Source organism: Micromonospora sp. NPDC005173, from assembly GCF_040608515.1.
Classification (GTDB): Bacteria; Actinomycetota; Actinomycetes; order Mycobacteriales; family Micromonosporaceae; genus Micromonospora.
In genome coordinates, this window is record NZ_JBEXIK010000012.1 from 74253 (window position 1) to 90307 (window position 16055).

Here is a 16055-nt window from a genome sequence, read left to right on the forward strand (position 1 = left end):
TCAGCCTTCGATGTTGTGCATGACGTGCTTGATCCGGGTGTAGTCCTCCAGGCTGTAGACCGACAGGTCCTTGCCGTGCCCGGAGTGCTTGAAGCCGCCGTGCGGCATCTCGGAGACGAACGGGATGTGCGTGTTCACCCAGACGCAGCCGAAGTCCAGCCGCCGGGTCATCCGCATCGCACGCCCGTGGTCCTTCGTCCAGACCGAGGCGGACAGGCCGTAGTCGACGCCGTTGGCCCAGCGCACCGCCTCGTCCTCGTCGGAGAAGCGCTGCACGGTGATGACCGGCCCGAACACCTCGTCCTGGATGATCTCGTCGGCCTGGCGCAGCCCGGAGACCACGGTCGGCGCGTAGAAGTAGCCGCGCTCGCCCTGCCGGGACCCGCCGCTCTGGATCGCCGCGTGGTCCGGCAGCCGGTCGACGAAACCGCTGACCCGGGCGAGCTGGTTGGCGTTGTTCAGCGGGCCGTAGAGCACGTCGGCGTCGTCCGGGGCGCCGGTCTTCGTGTTGCGGGCCTGCTCGGCGAGCGCCGCCACGAAGTCGTCGTGGATGCCCGGGCCGGCCAGCACTCGGGTGGCGGCCGTGCAGTCCTGCCCGGCGTTGAAGTAGCCGCCCATCGCGATGGCCTCGGCTGCCGCCGCCACGTCCGCGTCGTCGAAGATCACCACCGGGGCCTTGCCGCCAAGTTCCAGGTGGGTCCGCTTCAGGTCGGGGGCCGCCGCGGCGGCGACCTCCATGCCCGCGCGGGTCGAGCCGGTGATCGAGACCAGCTGCGGGGTCGGGTGCGAGACGAGGGTACGACCGGTGTCCCGGTCGCCGCAGACCACGTTGAACACGCCCGGCGGGAAGAACTCGGCGGCAATCTCCGCGAGCAGCAGCGTCGACACCGGCGTGGTGTCCGATGGCTTGAGCACCACCGTGTTGCCGGCGGCGAGTGCCGGGGCGATCTTCCAGACGGCCATCATGAGCGGGTAGTTCCACGGGGTGACCTGGGCGCAGACGCCGATCGGCTCGCGCCGCACGTACGAGGTGTGCCCCGCCAGGTACTCCCCGGCGGACCGCCCCTCCAGCAGCCGGGCGGCGCCGGCGAAGAAGCGGAACTGGTCCACCGCCGGCGGCAGCTCCTCCTCGGCGGTGAGCTGGCGCGGTTTGCCGGTGTTGCGGACCTCGGCGTCGACCAACTCGGCTGCCCGGGCCTCCACCGCGTCGGCGAGCTTGAGCATGGCCCTCTGCCGCTCGGCCGGGGTGACCTCCCGCCAACTCTCGAACGCGGTGGCGGCGGCGGTCATGGCCGCGTCCACGTCGGCGGCGCGGGAGACCGGGGCCTGGGCGAACACCTCACCGGTGCAGGGGTCGATCAGGTCGGCGTAGCCACCGTCGGCCGGTTCGACGTAGGAGCCGTTGACGAAGTTGCGCAGCTGCTGCTGGTCACTCATCTAGTTGTGCGGCGTGGAAACCCGGCCGTGCAGGGCCGGGAGGAAACGCCGCTCCCTCCTCTCGGAAATGGCGTCACATGGACTGTTGGTAGGATGTGAAGCATGGGTGAGGTTGTGAAGCGGGCATACAAGTACCGCTTCTATCCGACGCCCGAACAGGCTGCGGCGCTCAACCGCACCTTCGGATGCGTGCGCAAGGTGTACAACCTCGCCCTCGACGCGCGCACCCGTGCGTGGACCGTCGACCGGCAGCGCAGCACCTACGTGCAGTCGTCGGCGTGGCTCACCGAATGGAAACGCACCGAAGAACTGGCCTATCTCAACGAGGTCAGCTCGGTGCCGTTGCAGCAAGCCCTGCGGCACCTGCAAGCCGGCTTCGCCGCGTTCTGGAACAAGCGCGCCAGGTACCCGCGGTTCAAGTCCAAGCGCAAGTCCCGGGCGTCGGCGGAGTACACCCGCTCGGCGTTTCGCTGGCGCTACGGGCAACTCACCCTCGCCAAGATGGACACGCCGCTGACCATCGTGTGGTCCCGGCCCCTGCCCGACGGCTCCGAGCCGTCTACGGTCACGGTGTCCCGTGACCCGGCCGGCCGCTGGTTCGTGTCCATGCTGGTCGAAGACCCGACGGTCGCCGCTCTGCCGCCTATCGACACGACGGTCGGGGTGGACGCCGGCATCACCAGCCTGCTGACCCTCTCCACCGGGGAGAAGATTACTAACCCCCGGCGTGAGCGCGTCGACCGGCGCAAGCTGGCCAAAGCGCAACGCGACCTGTCCCGCAAAGCCAAGGACTCCGCCAACCGGGCCAAAGCCCGGGTGGCATTGGCCCGGATCCATGCCCGCATCGCCGACCGGCGGCGCGACCACCTGCACAAGCTGTCCACTCGACTCGTCCGCGAGAACCAAACGGTCGTGATCGAAGACCTCAGCGTGCGCAACATGCTGCGCAACCACAGTCTCGCCCGCGCTATCGCGGACGCAGCCTGGTCGGACCTGCGCGGCATGTTGGAGTACAAGGCCGCCTGGTACGGGCGGACCGTGATCGCCATCGACCGCTGGCACCCGAGCACGAAGACCTGCTCGGCGTGCGGGCGAATCAACACCGCGATGACCCTCGGCGTCCGCGCCTGGACGTGCCCCGGCTGCCATGCCGCGCACGACCGGGACGTCAACGCCGCCAGAAACATCCTCGCCGCCGGGCTGGCGGAGAGCTAAAACGCCTGTGGAGCTGACGTAAGGCCTCACGGGAGTTCTCCCTTCGGGCAGTCGGCGGTGAAACAGGAACCCTCGCTGGTGACGGCGAGGAATTCCGGTCCTTGAGGGCCAGGAGGATGTCAAGACTGGATCTCTCCGAGGTCTGTCTGTCTGCGGCGGTTATCGCAATCTGTCTGCCATCTTGGCTACTGAATTCGCGGCAGACAAGGGCTCCGGCGACTGTTTCCGTCGGGTGCTTCCTCGTCTACGCTGCTCGGCGTGGAGTCCGCAGCCTTCTTCGTCGCCTCCCGCCCCGCCCACGGCGAGGGGGAGCTGACCGTCCACCACCCGTACGACGGTCGCCCGGTGGGGCGTACCACGCTGGCCACCGCCGAACAGGTCGAGGCCGCCGTCGCCGCGGCGGCCGGAGTGGCCGCGCAGGCCGCGGCCCTGCCCGCGCACGCCCGAGCGGCGGCCCTGGACCACGTGTCCCGGCGGCTCGCCGAACGCGCCGAGGAGGTCGCGGCGCTGATCACCGCCGAGAACGGCAAGCCGGTGAAATGGGCCCGAGCCGAGGTCGGACGGGCGGTGTCCACCTTCCGGTGGGCCGCAGAGGAGGCCCGACGCTTCTCCGGGGAACTGCAACGACTCGACACCGACCCGGCCGCCAGCGGGCGGATCGCGCTGGTCCGGCGGGTGCCGAAGGGGCCGGTGCTGGGCATCGCGCCGTTCAACTTCCCGCTCAACCTGGTCGCGCACAAGGTGGCACCGGCCATCGCGGTCGGCGCGCCGATCATCGTCAAGCCGGCCCCGGCGACCCCGCTGTCCGCGTTGCTGCTGGGCGAGTTGCTGGCCGAGACAGAGCTGCCCGCCGGGATGTTCTCGGTCCTGCCGCTGCCGAACTCCCGTGCCGCCGAACTGGTCACCGACCCCCGGCTGCCGGTGGTGTCGTTCACCGGATCCGGGCCGGTCGGCGCGGCCATCCGTCGCCAGGTGCCGGAGAAGCACGTGACGCTGGAGTTGGGCGGCAACGCGGCGGCGGTGATCTGCGCGGACTGGACGTCGGACGAGGACCTGGCCTTCGCCGCGCAGCGCATCGCCACGTTCGCCAACTACCAGGCCGGGCAGTCGTGCATCGCCGTCCAGCGGGTGTACGTGCACCACTCGCTCTTCGCCGACTTCCTGCCCCGGCTGGTGGCGGCGGTGCGCGCACTGCGCACCGGTGACCCCTCCTCGGAGCTGACGGACGTGGGGCCGATGGTGTCCGAGGACGCGGCGCGCCGGGTCGAGACGTGGGTGGCCGAGGCGGTCGCGGCCGGTGCCACCGTCGAGGTGGGCGGGGCCCGTGACGGTGCCACCTACCCGCCGACCGTGCTGACCGGCGTGCCGGCGGACGCCAAGGTCGTCGCCGAGGAGGTGTTCGGGCCGGTGCTGGTGGTCGCCCCGGTCGCCGACGACCAGGCCGCGTTCACCGCGGTCAACGATTCGGCGTACGGGTTGCAGGCGGGCGTGTTCACCCGGCGGCTGGACGTGGCCTTCGCCGCTGCGCGGTCCCTGGAGGTGGGCGGGCTGATCGTCGGCGACGTGCCGTCGTACCGGGCCGACCAGATGCCGTACGGCGGGGTCAAGGGCAGCGGCGTCGGCCGGGAAGGACTGCGCAGCGCGATGGACGACTACACCGAGCCGCGGGTCATGGTGCTGACCGGTTTGGCGCTCTAGCCGGCCTGCCAGGTGCCGTCGTCGCTGACCCGGGCGGGTGCCCGCCCGAGCAGGAGGGTGGTCAGCGCGGCGTCGATGGTGTCCCCGAGGAACCACTCGCCGGCCTGATCGAGCGCGAAGACCCGGCCGCGCTCGTCCACCGCCAGGATGCTGTCCTGCTGCTCGGTGCCGATCGGGAAGAGCCGTGCGTCGAGCACCGCACCGAAGTCGGCGAGCGTGTCGGCGGTGTGCGCGATGGTGTGCGGGCGGATGTCGAAGCGGGAGATCCACACCTGCTCGCCCGGGCCACGCCGGGCGCCGACCAGGCTGGGGAACGCGGTCAGCGTCTCCATGACGGCGGGAAAGACAGCGTGCCGGTGGGCCTGCCCCGGCACGGCGGTCACGTCCCGCACGGCCGCGGCGGCCATGAGCTGGTCGCCGAGGTGTGGCCGCCAGCCGGCCGCCACCAGCGCGTTGGCCACCTCCGGCGGGAAGCGGCCCGGGTCGGGGTCGATGTCCGCCGGCGGGTACCAGGCTTCGGTGTACGCCCGAGTTGACTCGGGCAGGACGTTGGCGCGCACCAGGAAGTTGATGCACGAATCGCAGGGCCGCTCGGCGGGACCACCTGCTGGATCACCCGGCTCACGGATCCGGAAGATTTCGAACCGGGCGTCCTCCAGCAGTGCCGCAGCCTCGGCCCGACCCATCGGGGCGATGCCGTCGGCGGCTCGCCGGTGGTCGTACTCGTGCAGCACGTCGGAGATGACGATCAGCTCGGCATGACTGTCGCCGCCGCGGACCAACTCGCCAGGGGGGAGCTGGTCCAGGTAGGTGCGGATGAGCGGGTGGTGGTTCAGCGGGACGTCGCCCTTCGTGCCCTGGGCCGTCCAAATTCGACCGTCAATGGTCAGGTGCGCGGTGGTGTTCGGGGTGGCAGCCCGATGGATTTCCCGGACCAGCAGGCTTGACTGATCGACGGTGCGTGCAGCGGCGGACCCGGTGGGCTGGCTGCGCCGGTACATGTCCGCCACAACGGTGCTCGGCACGCGGGGCCAGGTGGTGACCTTCCCGGTCTGTTTGTCGATGACGGTCGTCGGCAGGTCACCGGGCACTGTGCGTACCTCGGCCGGCACGACGGAGGTGATGACGTAGCCGAGATCGAACTCGTCGACCGTCGGCGTGCACTCGTAGCCGAGGCGCAGCGAATCCCGGTTGGCCCAGATGGCTGCGAGCTGCTCGGCCTGTTGACGGTCGATCACGCACCGAAACTACCGGACTACACGGATCGGTGGCACCCGGTATGGTTCGGCCTACCGACGGTGACGGGAGGAGCGGCGGTGAGCGAACGCGTGGACCGGGACGCCAATCGCGAGCTACGGGCCCGATTCGACGACGTGTACGGCCAGTACCAGCAGCTCAGGTCCGGTTTGGACAGTCTGCAGGTGCGGCTCGCCGAGCTGCGGGTGACCCGGCGGTCGGCCGACGGGCAGGTGAGCGCCACCGTGGGGGCCCGGGGCGAGCTGGTTGCGGTCGAGCTGGACCCGGCCGTCTACCGGGACCGGGACGCCGAGGCGCTGAGCCGGAAGATCACCGAGACGGTCCGCGCCGCCACGGTCGCCGCCACCGCCGCCACCCGTGAGATGGTCGCCGAAACCATGCCGGCCGGCTCCGGCTCGGTGGAGTTCCTGCGCACCGGCGACTACGGCGCGCTGCTCGGCAGGGCCGACGCCGTACTCGGCCGGGGCGAGGGGTCGGCATGACCGACGGGCAGCTCTGGCTCGATCCGTCCCGGGCCTGCCGAGGCGGCGCCGACCTGGCCCTCGCCGGTGAGGCGGTGACGGCCCGCCGCGCGGCGGAGGGCGGTGAGATCGAGGCCGCCGGCGGTGCCCGACCGTGGGGCCGTGACGACATCGGCGCCGCATTCGAGCGGAGCTATCGCGGGTTCGAGCAGACCGTGTTGCGGGCCTGGGCAGGCGTCGGGCACCGGCTCACCGAGCTCGGCAGCGACGTGGTCCGCGCGGTCGACGCGAGCGTGCAGACCGACGGGACCAGCGCCGCCCGGTTCGACCGGGCCGCCGACCAGCGCTGACGGGCGGGCCCATTCCGATGAGCGTGCTGCCGAGCCCGATTCCGCACCCGCTGGACTACGCACCCTGGGATGTGCCCGGCTGGATCTACGAGGCCCTCGACCTGGTGGTCGGCGTGCAGTGGCCGGAGGGGAACGAGCGGGCCGTCTGGGACCTCGCCGACCAGTGGTACTCCGTCGCCGCGGTACTCGCCGGCCCGCACACCGACGCCGCGGCGGCCGCCGCCGAGGTCCGCAGCGGATACGGCGGCGTCGGGTCGGTCGACGCCGCGTTCGAGGCGGCCTGGCGGGGGATCGCCGAGGGCGACGACGCGCCGCTGCCGGTGCTGCTCGCGGTCACCGCCGACCTGGGCCGGTTGGTCGAGGAGTGTGGCTGCGACATCGAGGGCGCCAAACTGGAAGTCTGGATCGAGCTGGGCATCCTGGTCGTCGAGCTGCTCGCGCTCGCGGTTGCCGCAGTGCTCACCGCCGGTGCCGCATCCCCGGCGGCCGGCGCGGCGATCACCGTGACCCGGCTGCTGATCCAGCAGATCTTCAAACGGCTGATGGGCCAACTGGCCAGCAAGTCCCTCAAGCATGGGCTCAAGGAGGCCGGCGAGCGGGCAGCCAAGCAGGTCGCACGGGGCGGCGCGCGCGGGCTCGCCAAACGAGCCACCCGTGGAGGGCTGGAGGAAGCGGCCGAGGAGGCCGGCATCAGCCTGGCGACCCAGGCGTACCAGAACTCCACCGGACGGGCGCACGGCGTGGACCTGACCGATCTGGGCGCGTCGGCGGTCGGCGGGCTCGCCGGCGGGGCCGTTGCGCCGCTTGCCGGCCTGGGCCGGCACGCGACCGGGCGCGCGGCACGGGTCGGAGAGCACCTGGGCCGGGAGATGACCGGCGAGGTGCTCGCCGAGAGCGCCGCCAGTCTGGCCACCGGCCAGGGCCTGACCTCGGTGGAGGACGCCGTCCGGGCCGCCGCGTCCGGTGCCACCGGTTCGGCGACCGGGCAGGCCGACCACGCGTTGCAAGCCAGACTCGACGCGCAGGCCAATGCCCTCGCCGGAGCCTCGCTCGCCGGCCCCTCCATCTCATCGGTCGGTTCCTCCCCGGTGACCTCGTCCGGAATGGCCTCGCCTGCGGTGGTTCCGGGGATACCCGCGCAGGCGTCGGCGGTGGCCGGAGCGGACGTCATCGCGTCGCCGGTGTCGCCCGACCACGCGTCGCCCCTGCGCGGTGAGCTGCCGACGTATTCGGGCACGGGTTTGTCGCACGGGGCCGAACCGCCGCAACCCACGTCCTTGGACGTGAACGGTTCTTCGTCGCTGGCCGTCGTCGGCGTGTCCGAGGTTGACGACAGCCCTTCGGGGTCCTCACTCGATGGCGTGCCGTCGTCAGACAGGCCGGGTGACGGGACGAGGGTGCCTTCGACGGAGTGGTCGGCTGCATCGCAGGCGGTCGTGGCCGATCCGACGCTCTCCTCGGCTGTCGCTGATCCCACGCTCTCCTCGGTCGCTGCGCCCGTGGCCGGTCCTCTCGATCACGCCACCGGGCCGGCAGCCGGTGTCGCGGCAGGCAACCCGGTCAGCGCGCCGCACGCCACCACCCCGAACGCGGTCGCCGCGACCGTCACCGCTCCGGGGCTGCCCGTCACCACCCCGAGCACGGTCGCTCCCACCGTCACCGCTCTGGCGCCGCCCGCCACGTCCACCGGCCCGGCGCCCAGCGTCGTGACCACGCCCGGTGCGGCGGCGGGTAGCGCGTGGGGCGGAACGACCACCGGTTCGTCGGTCAGGCCGTCGGTGGGTCGAGCCGGCCTGCCGTCCCGCTTCGCGACCCGGCAGGCTCTCGCGCCGCCCGACCATCCGGCTCGCGGTAGGGCATCGGTTCCTGCGGACGTGGCGGCACTCGACGACTCGTCGCTGCCCGATATCGAGAGCAGCGACTGGTACGCGGCCCGGTGGACGGCCGAGGCAGAAGCCGCCGAGCGGCGGCGCTACCAGGGCTACTACGAGTCGCGACGGAGCGAGTTCGAGAACAGCCGCCGGCAGGCGGAAACTAGCCGACTGCGCGCTCTGGCCGCCGAGCACGACCGCAGGGCCGCGGAGTACGCCAACTACGCCCGGCAGCTCCGCCAAACCGGTCACCCAGGGTGGGCCGACGGCTGGCAGCGGACCGCGAACGACGAAATGCGGGCGTACGCCGAATGCCGTGACCTGGCCGACGCGGTGCTGGCCGGCACCACGGCGCCCCCGGTCGTGGACATCGGCGACGTGGCGTTCCGGCAGGCCAACAAGGACATGGGCGCGCTCGCCCTCGGCGCGGTGGAGACCGCCGGTCGGTCCCGGCTCACCGGCGATGATGTTCCCCCGCCGATCGACGACTCCCGGCCGTACGGGCAGCCCGGTGGGCTGCGTCCGCCGCTTGCCCTGCATCAGGTCGACGTCGAGCGGCAGATGCCCCGCGAGCCGGACGGCACGGTCGTCCGCACCGCCGACCCCCGGCGGGGCGGCTGGTTCCGGCTCCTCAACGACGGTGGTCCCGAGGCCGACGCCACCCGCGGCATCAACTGCCTGGACTGCACCCTGTCGTTGTTCGAGACGTGGGTGCACGGCCGACCACGGGTGTCGGCGCCGCGTACGTTCGACGGCTACCTGGACGGTGACATCCGGCGACCGATCCGGGGCGAGGCGGGCGGCCCGGGCCGGGTGGAGGACGCGACGGGCGGACGCTTCCAGCAGCTTCTCGCCCCGCCCGGCGGCCAGCGGTCGCACCCCGCGCAGGCACGGCGGGCCGCCGACCGGGGCTACGCCAACCTGCACGACCAACTGCTGCTGGGAGGCCACGGCAGCTACGCGTTCCTGGTCACCGACTGGCCGAACGGTGGCTCGCACGCCTGGGTGGCGCTCAACCAGAACGGCACGGTGCTCTACGTCGACCCGCAGACCGGCCTCGTCCGGGACCGGCCGTTGTACCCCCACGTGGTCGGCATCGACGCGCTGGTGCTCGATGGGAGCGGCCGGCCGATGCCCCTCGGTGGGCTACCCCGGGGGCGGTTCAGCGAGCGTCCCGACCTGCCGGACCACCCGCCGACGCTCGACGACGGCGGCCACGGCGACCCGTACATCAACCGGATGTACCTGCTACTGGACGGCCCAGGCTCAGCTCCCGATGGCGGGCCAGCCCACCCGGAAGCCGTGGAGAGTACGGCGGAGGAAGCGCTGGGCGACCTCGGCTGGCAGGCCGCCGGCCCATTGCTGCCCGAGGATGATTCTGGCCGCCGGTTGGAGCCAAATGACTGTAAATTTTTGGGCATCGCACCCGAAGCGGTCTTGGCCTGGGCTGACAGATCGGCGCCCCTCGGAGCTACCCGCGCCCAGTACGCAGAGATGACGGCCGGGCTTTTCGACGCACTGCGGAGGGATGGCCTGGATCCCTCAACGGTCGACGTTCGGCTCCAGGGCTCGTCGGCCCTCTTCTTCTCAGGCTCACACAAGCAGATGCCGACGGAGTCAGAGTTGGTCGACGACCCGGAGGCGTTGGCGCGTCTGCGGGACTGGTCCCAAGGGTCACCGCTCCCGCGGCGTAGGCCGTTCGACTCCATGTACCGGCTGGGTCTGGAAGAGCCGAGTGACTACGACTTCCAGATCTCCTCCGACGCTATGGTTGAGCGGGCCCGACAACATGCGGCCGAGAAATATCCTGACCTGCGTCTTGTCAATGCAAGGTTCGGGTTCGTGACAAGGAAGGTGGCGCGAGAGTGCTTTCCTCACTTGTTCGAATGGGTCGAGCGATACACCGATGGTTTGCGCCGTGATGTGGTGCCGGCGATATTTCCGAACGACGGACCGCCGGATCGATCGCAAACCGGGGTGTCGTCTCATTTCCGAGACTCGGACTGGATCATTAGGGAAGCGTGAATGTCGGATAGTTGGGTGATTGATCTGGCGGGGAGCCTGGAGCAGGCCACGTTGGACCAGCTGCGATCAACCCTTGGTCTGAGCAAGGCCGGGAGACTCGGCGACGACTGGGACGAGTTGTTCGGCGAGGCCAAGCGGACAGTCGCCGGAGCGTCGGCGAACGTCGAGCTGTGGCGGGATGTGGACAGTCACCGGTGGCGCCTCGACATTGAGCTGGTAGCGGACCCTGCGGAATCGGACGTGCAGAGTCTGCTGACGGTGCTCCGGGCCGAGGTCGAGGCGACGGGGGTGCAGATAGCCTCGGTCAGCCATCGTCGGTAGACAGCCGATTCGATTTTCTGGACGACCACTGGCACGTCGACCGCTACGACGGTGCCGACCGGCGCGGGAGCCGAACTGGTGGCCAGACCGCTTCCGACCGGGGGAGATTGCAAGGCCCGAATTAGCATCAGGGGCATGGCGAGCTCCGAGACGGACAGCAGCAGGTCCAAGGCGTGGGCGTGGCCGGTCGGGATCCTGGTCGGCCTGGCGATCGGCATCCCCGTGTTCGGTTCGTCGGGTGGAGTCGCCTTCGGCGTCGCCATCGGCGTTGCCTTCGCGATCGCCTTTGGCGCGACCAGTAAGCGCACCGAAGCTCCCGCCGCCCACGGCGACCCAGATGGCGATACCAGCTCCACCGGCACTGGCCCGGCGGGTCCCTCCACCCGGGACAATCCAGACGGCAGCGCCACCGGGGGCGACGCCGACGGCCCGGATCGAGGGTGATCGACTCCATGTTGGGGACATCGGGGCATTCCGGGCCGTCTGATAGCCCGATGTCGCCGATATCGAGTGGATCATCGCCGCCGCCGGGCAGTGTGGTGGAGGCGGTGGCTGTGCAGGAGGAGTTGCGGCCGCTGGTGGACCTGGTCGGGCCGGGGCCGACCGCGCCCGCGACGGTGGCTGGCCTGGACGTCGCGTACGCGCAGAGCGGTGACCTCCTCGCGGCGGCCGTGACCGTGCTGGACGCCCGGACGCTGGCCGTGGTGGACTCCGCGGTCAGCGTGGGCCGGCCCGCGTTCGGCTACGTTCCGGGGCTGTTCGCCTTCCGTGAGCTGCCCGCGTTGCTCGCCGCACTGGACCGGCTGAGCACCCGCCCGGACCTGCTGGTCTGTGACGGGCACGGGCTGGCCCATCCGCGCCGATTCGGGCTCGCCTGTCACCTCGGCGTGGTCACTGGGCTGCCTGCCATCGGGGTGGGGAAGACGCCCCTGGTCGGTCAGTGGGATCCACCGCCCGCCGAGCGGGGTGCCTGGTCGCCGCTGCGCGACGGCGACCTGCATCTGGCTGCGCTCGACGCCGTCGCAGTTTGGGAACATGTGCTTTACGAGGTGCGACGCGATGTGGATGCCCTTGCCCAAGCGGAGGATCGAACTTTGACGGCACGTGAGCGAGCGATCACTAACGGCATCCGCCTACGCGAGCAACGCCTCTTCTGGCAGGCATTGCAGTCGACATACGAGGAGCAGTCCTGATGGCCGAAATGCCGGGCCTTGTGCTCCCCGCCTATTACCTCTACTACCAGTCGCCGGTGAAGATCGTGGAGACCCCGGACGGTGGCGCTCGGGTATGGCGGGTGTTTATTGAGACCGGAGGATGGCAGGAGAAGAACAATCTCTTCGTGGAAGTCACGTTGGGTGTGGGAGGCGACATATTCCGCCGTACCGCCGAAGACTTCGTGCAGGAGGTAGAGGCGTACCGGGCTCACTACCTCACGGGTGAAGGGCCAATCTTCGCTCTCTACGAGACGGTGCGGTCGATCGAGGACCGGGCGGATGCCGAGGGGCGCCACCTGACGCTGAAGGAGCAGGCACTTATCCGGGGGATTCGCCAGCGGACGTTCGTGATGTTCGAGGAGCAGCTACGCGCCGACGGCGATCCAGGCGCCGATCCCGAGTTGCTGGCCGGGCAGCCGAGGTGACGCGCATGGACGACTCTGACGCCGACCACAGCGCCGAGGCGAAGACCTCCGACAGCGAGCCCATCCGGGTCTTCGGCTGGTCGGACATGTTCGTTCATCGCGACGACGACCCGCGTTCGGGCGGCAACTTCGTCGACGAGCGGAGCATCCTCGTCGAATTCCTGCGCAACCAGCGGCTCACTCTAGAGCTCAAATGTGCCGGCCTGGACGCCGAGCAGCTGGCGCGGCGTTCGGTTCCGCCGTCGACGATGTCGCTGCTCGGCCTGATCCGGCACATGGCCGAAGTGGAGCGGGGCTGGTTCCGGCGGACCATGGCCGGTCAGGATGCGCCCCAGATCTACTGCTCAAAAGACGATCCCGATGGCGACTTCGATGGCGCGATCGCCGACCCTTCGGTGGTGGACGAGGCGCGGCGCGCCTGGCGGGCGGAGGTCGAGTTCTCCGAGCGGTTCGTGGTCGAGGCGTCCGACCTCGGGGTGCAGGGGCGGCAACGCAAGGGCAACGTCATCGTGCTGCGCGAGCTGCTGGTGCACATGATCGAGGAGTACGCGCGACACAATGGCCACGCCGATCTGTTACGCGAGCGGATCGATGGAAGGGTGGGTCAGTGATGAGCGAAGGTGTGGATGCTCGGTTGACGCGGGCGCAGGAGCGCTACGAGCAGGCGGTCTTCGGCGGCGACGCGAAGCACTTGGACGAGGCGGAGCGGGACCTCACGGCGTTGGATGCGGACGCTGCTCTGGCCCGGGGCCGGCTCCTGCACGCCCGCTTCCTGGGCTCGGGTTCGGAGGATGCGGCAGAGCTGCCGCTCTTCGAGCGGGCGGCGCAGCTTTACCGCGAGTTGGGCGACGCTCGCGGCGAGGGCGAGTCGCTCTTCTGGGTCGGCACGGTCCACCAGGTGATCCGCCAGGACCAGGCGACCGCTGACCCGGCCTTCGCCCGGGCGCGCGAGCTGGCTACCGAGGCGGGCGATGAACTGACTCTGTCGTACGTGCTTCGGCACCTCTGCTTCGGTGAGCAGGCCGCCGGTCGTGTCGACGCGGCGCGGGAGCTGCTGACGGAGTCGACCCGGCTGCGCCGGAATTTGTCATTCACCCCGGGTGTCGCGGCGAACCTGATCGGCCTGGCGGATCTGGCGGCGAGCGGCGGCGATCGGGATGCCGCCCGGCAGCTCCTCGACGAGGCAGCGGAACTCGCGGCCGGCAGCGGCGCGTACGGCGTGGGCCAGTGGGTCGAGGAGGCTCGCGACGAGCTCAGCCTCGCCTGATCACTGGTCGTCGGCCAACGTGGGCGGCGGGAGGCGCGGGCGGCGGTGCGACGCTGGGCCGCTACCTCGGGGCTCCGGAGGGGTTCGCAGCGCCGAATAACATCGGTGCATGGCGAAGTCCGACACGAAGAGCGGCAAGTCCAATGCCTGGGCGTGGCCGGCTGGCATCCTGGTCGGTCTGGCGATCGGCATTCCCTTGTTCGGCTCGACAGGCGGTGTTGCCTTCGGCGTCGCAATCGGTGTTGCCTTCGCGATCGCCTTGGGCGCCACCACAAATCGGGCCGAACGGGACAGTCCCGGCGGCGAGCCGCAAGTGGCTGCCAGCTCCACCGTCGATGGCCTGCCGATCGGACCTTCTAACCAGGACGAATCGGACGGCGGGGCCAGCGGTGGCCCCGCCGACGGACCTCGTCGGCCGTGATCGACTCCGTTTCGCCGATGTCGGGGTATCCGGCGGGCTTGGATGGCCCGACATCGCCGATACCGAGTGGATCAACCCCCGCGTCCGCGGCAGCGCCCGTGCGGGGACACACGTCCGTGCCGGGACGCGCGTCCGGGTCAAGGCCCGCGTCGGGGCCCGCGGCCGCGTCGGCACCTGCGCCGGGGGCGAGGCCGGCGCGCGGGGCGGTGCCGGGCAGTGTGGTGGAGGCGGTGGCTGTGCAGGAGGAGTTGCGGCCGCTGGTGGACCTGGTCGGGCCGGGGCCGACCGCGCCCGCGACGGTGGCTGGCCTGGACGTCGCGTACGCGCAGAGCGGTGACCTCCTCGCGGCGGCCGTGACCGTGCTGGACGCCCGGACGCTGGCCGTGGTGGACTCCGCGGTCAGCGTGGGCCGGCCCGCGTTCGGCTACGTTCCGGGGCTGTTCGCCTTCCGTGAGCTGCCCGCGTTGCTCGCCGCACTGGACCGGCTGAGCACCCGCCCGGACCTGCTGGTCTGTGACGGGCACGGGCTGGCCCATCCGCGCCGATTCGGGCTCGCCTGTCACCTCGGCGTGGTCACTGGGCTGCCTGCCATCGGGGTGGGGAAGACGCCCCTGGTCGGTCAGTGGGATCCACCGCCCGCCGAGCGGGGTGCCTGGTCGCCGCTGCGTGACGGCGACGAGGTCGTCGGCCGGGTCCTGCGGACCCAGGACGGGGTGAAGCCGGTCTTCGTGAGCGTCGGGCACCGGATGAGCCTGGACAACGCCGCCGCGCAGGTGCTCGCACTGACCCCGCGTTACCGACTGCCGGAGACCACCCGTACCGCCGACCGGCTCTGCCGGGACGCCCTCGCTCGCGCGCTAGCCGGGCATCCCTAGCCAGCAGTCCGGCAGAGCCCGCAGCAGGTCGGCGGGCCGGGCCTCAAACCGTAACGCCGCACACATACGGCCCGCTCAATGACCAGGGGTGGGGGTGGGCCGGTAGTAGCCTGACCGCGGACCCCACCCGGGGAGGAACGGTGAGGTGATCATGACGGTACGTCGGCGCGTGGCGCGGCTCGGGACGGTCTGCGGTCTGGTGGGCGGCCTGGTGATGCTCGGTGCGTCGCCGGCGCTGGCCGACGACGACTCGGTCCGGGTGGGTTCGGCCAGCAGCTTCGCCGCCGGCGGCTCCGCGCAGGGGGTGAACGTCGCGGTGCGCAAGCGCTCCGACGGGTGCGTCCTGCTGCGTACCGCCCTGGGTCTGCGCCTTGAGGGTCTCCAGCCGGACCAGGTGACGGTGCAGGTCAACGCGGGCGGGACCTGGTTCCCGGTGGCCGTTTCCGGCGGTGACGGCAGCGTGGTGACCGGGCAGACCTCGCCGGCGAAGCCGACCCTGTGCAAGGGCAAGGGCATCACCGTGCGTTACCGGGTGGCGTTCGCCGCCGGTGCTCCGGCTGGTCGGCTCGTGGTGACCGGCGCGGCCGCCAGCGCGGCAGGGCAGGAGCTGGGTCAGGGTTCCGACTCGGCGAAGGTGACCGGCGGCCGGGCCTCCGCGTCGCCGACCCCGTCGAAGAAGCCGTCGCCCACCCCGAGCGTGGCCACGACCGAGGCCGCGCCGGTCGACGCGGTGAATCCGGCCGCGCTGGACGGCGCGCCCGACACCACGGCTACCGCGGCCGAATCGTCCGGGGGCGGCTCGCCGGTGATGTTCTTCGGCATCGCGATGGTGGCGGTTGGGCTGCTGCTCATCGGGCTGCTGTTCCGTCGCTCGCGGCAGGATCGGACGCCGACCGACGGGGCGCTGGGGCCGCTGCCGGGCAACCCCGGTGGCACCACCTACCGCTCTGGCGGGGGGTCGCCGACCGCGCCCGGTCACCCCGGCCCGGTGTACGGCCAACCGCAGCCGGCCGACGGCTACGGCACAGTGCCCTCCCCCCGGCCCGCCACCGGTGGGGTCTACGGGGCACGGCCGGCCGATCCCGCGCCGACGCCGGACGCGACGCAGCCGATGCCGGGCAATCCTCCGGCCCGGCCGCTGCCCGGCGACCCGCCCGCCGACGGCGGCGATCACACCGTGTTCATGCCCCGGCTCCCCGGCTGAGCGGGGGCCGGCGT

The 16055-nt window shown here is 71.2% G+C and carries 16 protein-coding genes; 14 read left to right on the forward strand and 2 right to left on the reverse strand.

Translation table 11 applies throughout. From position 1 onward, the window contains the following. Window positions 1-1437: a gamma-aminobutyraldehyde dehydrogenase gene (locus ABZV00_RS16215; protein WP_355606533.1), complete on the reverse strand. Its 1437-nt coding sequence runs from the start codon at window positions 1435-1437 to the stop codon at window positions 1-3. Between the two features lie 102 nt (window positions 1438-1539). Between ABZV00_RS16215 and ABZV00_RS16220 the strand changes: the two genes are divergently transcribed. Continuing rightward, a complete protein-coding gene (locus ABZV00_RS16220; protein ID WP_355606536.1) occupies window positions 1540-2652 on the forward strand; it encodes an RNA-guided endonuclease TnpB family protein in 1113 nt (370 codons plus the stop codon). Window positions 2653-2910: 258 nt separating this feature from the next. After that, on the forward strand, window positions 2911-4350 hold the full coding sequence (locus ABZV00_RS16225; RefSeq protein ID WP_355606539.1) for an aldehyde dehydrogenase family protein: 1440 nt from the start codon (window positions 2911-2913) through the stop codon (window positions 4348-4350). On the opposite strand, the gene ABZV00_RS16230 is transcribed toward ABZV00_RS16225, so the two are convergent. After that, window positions 4347-5588, reverse strand: coding sequence for an SUKH-3 domain-containing protein (locus ABZV00_RS16230; RefSeq protein WP_355606542.1), 1242 nt, complete (start codon window positions 5586-5588; stop codon window positions 4347-4349). The genes ABZV00_RS16225 and ABZV00_RS16230 overlap by 4 nt on opposite strands. A gap of 78 nt (window positions 5589-5666) precedes the next feature. Here ABZV00_RS16230 and ABZV00_RS16235 point away from each other — a divergent pair, with 78 nt between their 5' ends. The 12 genes from ABZV00_RS16235 (at window position 5667) to ABZV00_RS16290 (ending at window position 16041) form a co-directional block, all read left to right on the forward strand. Beyond that, window positions 5667-6089, forward strand: coding sequence for a YbaB/EbfC family nucleoid-associated protein (locus ABZV00_RS16235; RefSeq protein WP_355606545.1), 423 nt, complete (start codon window positions 5667-5669; stop codon window positions 6087-6089). Beyond that, entirely contained in the window at window positions 6086-6418 is a 333-nt protein-coding gene (locus ABZV00_RS16240) for a hypothetical protein (protein WP_355606547.1), read from the forward strand. The genes ABZV00_RS16235 and ABZV00_RS16240 overlap by 4 nt, the downstream gene beginning before the upstream one ends. Before the next feature lie 17 nt (window positions 6419-6435). Continuing rightward, on the forward strand, window positions 6436-10314 hold the full coding sequence (locus ABZV00_RS16245; RefSeq protein WP_355606550.1) for a toxin glutamine deamidase domain-containing protein: 3879 nt from the start codon (window positions 6436-6438) through the stop codon (window positions 10312-10314). A gap of 15 nt (window positions 10315-10329) precedes the next feature. Continuing rightward, a complete protein-coding gene (locus tag ABZV00_RS16250; RefSeq protein WP_355606553.1) occupies window positions 10330-10635 on the forward strand; it encodes a hypothetical protein in 306 nt (101 codons plus the stop codon). A 135-nt stretch (window positions 10636-10770) separates the two neighbouring features. After that, window positions 10771-11079 (forward strand): hypothetical protein, encoded by a 309-nt coding sequence (locus tag ABZV00_RS16255; protein WP_355606556.1) that lies wholly within the window; start codon window positions 10771-10773, stop codon window positions 11077-11079. A 104-nt stretch (window positions 11080-11183) separates the two neighbouring features. Continuing rightward, a complete protein-coding gene (locus ABZV00_RS16260; RefSeq protein WP_355606559.1) occupies window positions 11184-11828 on the forward strand; it encodes an endonuclease V in 645 nt (214 codons plus the stop codon). Beyond that, the gene (locus ABZV00_RS16265) at window positions 11828-12274 is read left to right on the forward strand and encodes a hypothetical protein (protein ID WP_355606562.1); all 447 of its coding nucleotides are present in this window, start codon (window positions 11828-11830) and stop codon (window positions 12272-12274) included. Before ABZV00_RS16260 ends, ABZV00_RS16265 begins: the two co-directional genes overlap by 1 nt. A gap of 5 nt (window positions 12275-12279) precedes the next feature. After that, complete coding sequence (locus ABZV00_RS16270; protein ID WP_355606801.1) at window positions 12280-12885, forward strand: DinB family protein; 606 nt, start codon at window positions 12280-12282, stop codon at window positions 12883-12885. Then, window positions 12885-13541, forward strand: coding sequence for a tetratricopeptide repeat protein (locus tag ABZV00_RS16275; RefSeq protein ID WP_355606564.1), 657 nt, complete (start codon window positions 12885-12887; stop codon window positions 13539-13541). The genes ABZV00_RS16270 and ABZV00_RS16275 overlap by 1 nt, the downstream gene beginning before the upstream one ends. A 109-nt stretch (window positions 13542-13650) precedes the next feature. Beyond that, entirely contained in the window at window positions 13651-13962 is a 312-nt protein-coding gene (locus ABZV00_RS16280; RefSeq protein ID WP_355606566.1) for a hypothetical protein, read from the forward strand. 206 nt (window positions 13963-14168) lie between these two features. Continuing rightward, window positions 14169-14837, forward strand: coding sequence for a deoxyribonuclease V (gene nfi / locus ABZV00_RS16285; protein ID WP_355606569.1), 669 nt, complete (start codon window positions 14169-14171; stop codon window positions 14835-14837). Window positions 14838-14988: 151 nt separating this feature from the next. After that, window positions 14989-16041, forward strand: a complete 1053-nt coding sequence (locus ABZV00_RS16290; RefSeq protein WP_355606572.1) for a hypothetical protein — start codon at window positions 14989-14991, stop codon at window positions 16039-16041. Window positions 16042-16055 lie beyond the last annotated feature (14 nt).

What these genes read in the sequence shown, in the direction of transcription:
- ABZV00_RS16290 (WP_355606572.1), top strand. Translation starts at nt 14,989, where the DNA reads ATGACGGTACGTCGGCGCGTGGCGCGGCTCGGGACGGTCTGCGGTCTG.
- ABZV00_RS16220 (WP_355606536.1), top strand. Translation starts at nt 1,540, where the DNA reads ATGGGTGAGGTTGTGAAGCGGGCATACAAGTACCGCTTCTATCCGACG.
- ABZV00_RS16275 (WP_355606564.1), top strand. Translation starts at nt 12,885, where the DNA reads ATGAGCGAAGGTGTGGATGCTCGGTTGACGCGGGCGCAGGAGCGCTAC.
- ABZV00_RS16215 (WP_355606533.1), bottom strand. Translation starts at nt 1,437, where the DNA reads ATGAGTGACCAGCAGCAGCTGCGCAACTTCGTCAACGGCTCCTACGTC.
- ABZV00_RS16280 (WP_355606566.1), top strand. Translation starts at nt 13,651, where the DNA reads ATGGCGAAGTCCGACACGAAGAGCGGCAAGTCCAATGCCTGGGCGTGG.
- ABZV00_RS16245 (WP_355606550.1), top strand. Translation starts at nt 6,436, where the DNA reads ATGAGCGTGCTGCCGAGCCCGATTCCGCACCCGCTGGACTACGCACCC.
- ABZV00_RS16255 (WP_355606556.1), top strand. Translation starts at nt 10,771, where the DNA reads ATGGCGAGCTCCGAGACGGACAGCAGCAGGTCCAAGGCGTGGGCGTGG.
- ABZV00_RS16270 (WP_355606801.1), top strand. Translation starts at nt 12,280, where the DNA reads ATGGACGACTCTGACGCCGACCACAGCGCCGAGGCGAAGACCTCCGAC.
- ABZV00_RS16240 (WP_355606547.1), top strand. Translation starts at nt 6,086, where the DNA reads ATGACCGACGGGCAGCTCTGGCTCGATCCGTCCCGGGCCTGCCGAGGC.
- ABZV00_RS16265 (WP_355606562.1), top strand. Translation starts at nt 11,828, where the DNA reads ATGGCCGAAATGCCGGGCCTTGTGCTCCCCGCCTATTACCTCTACTAC.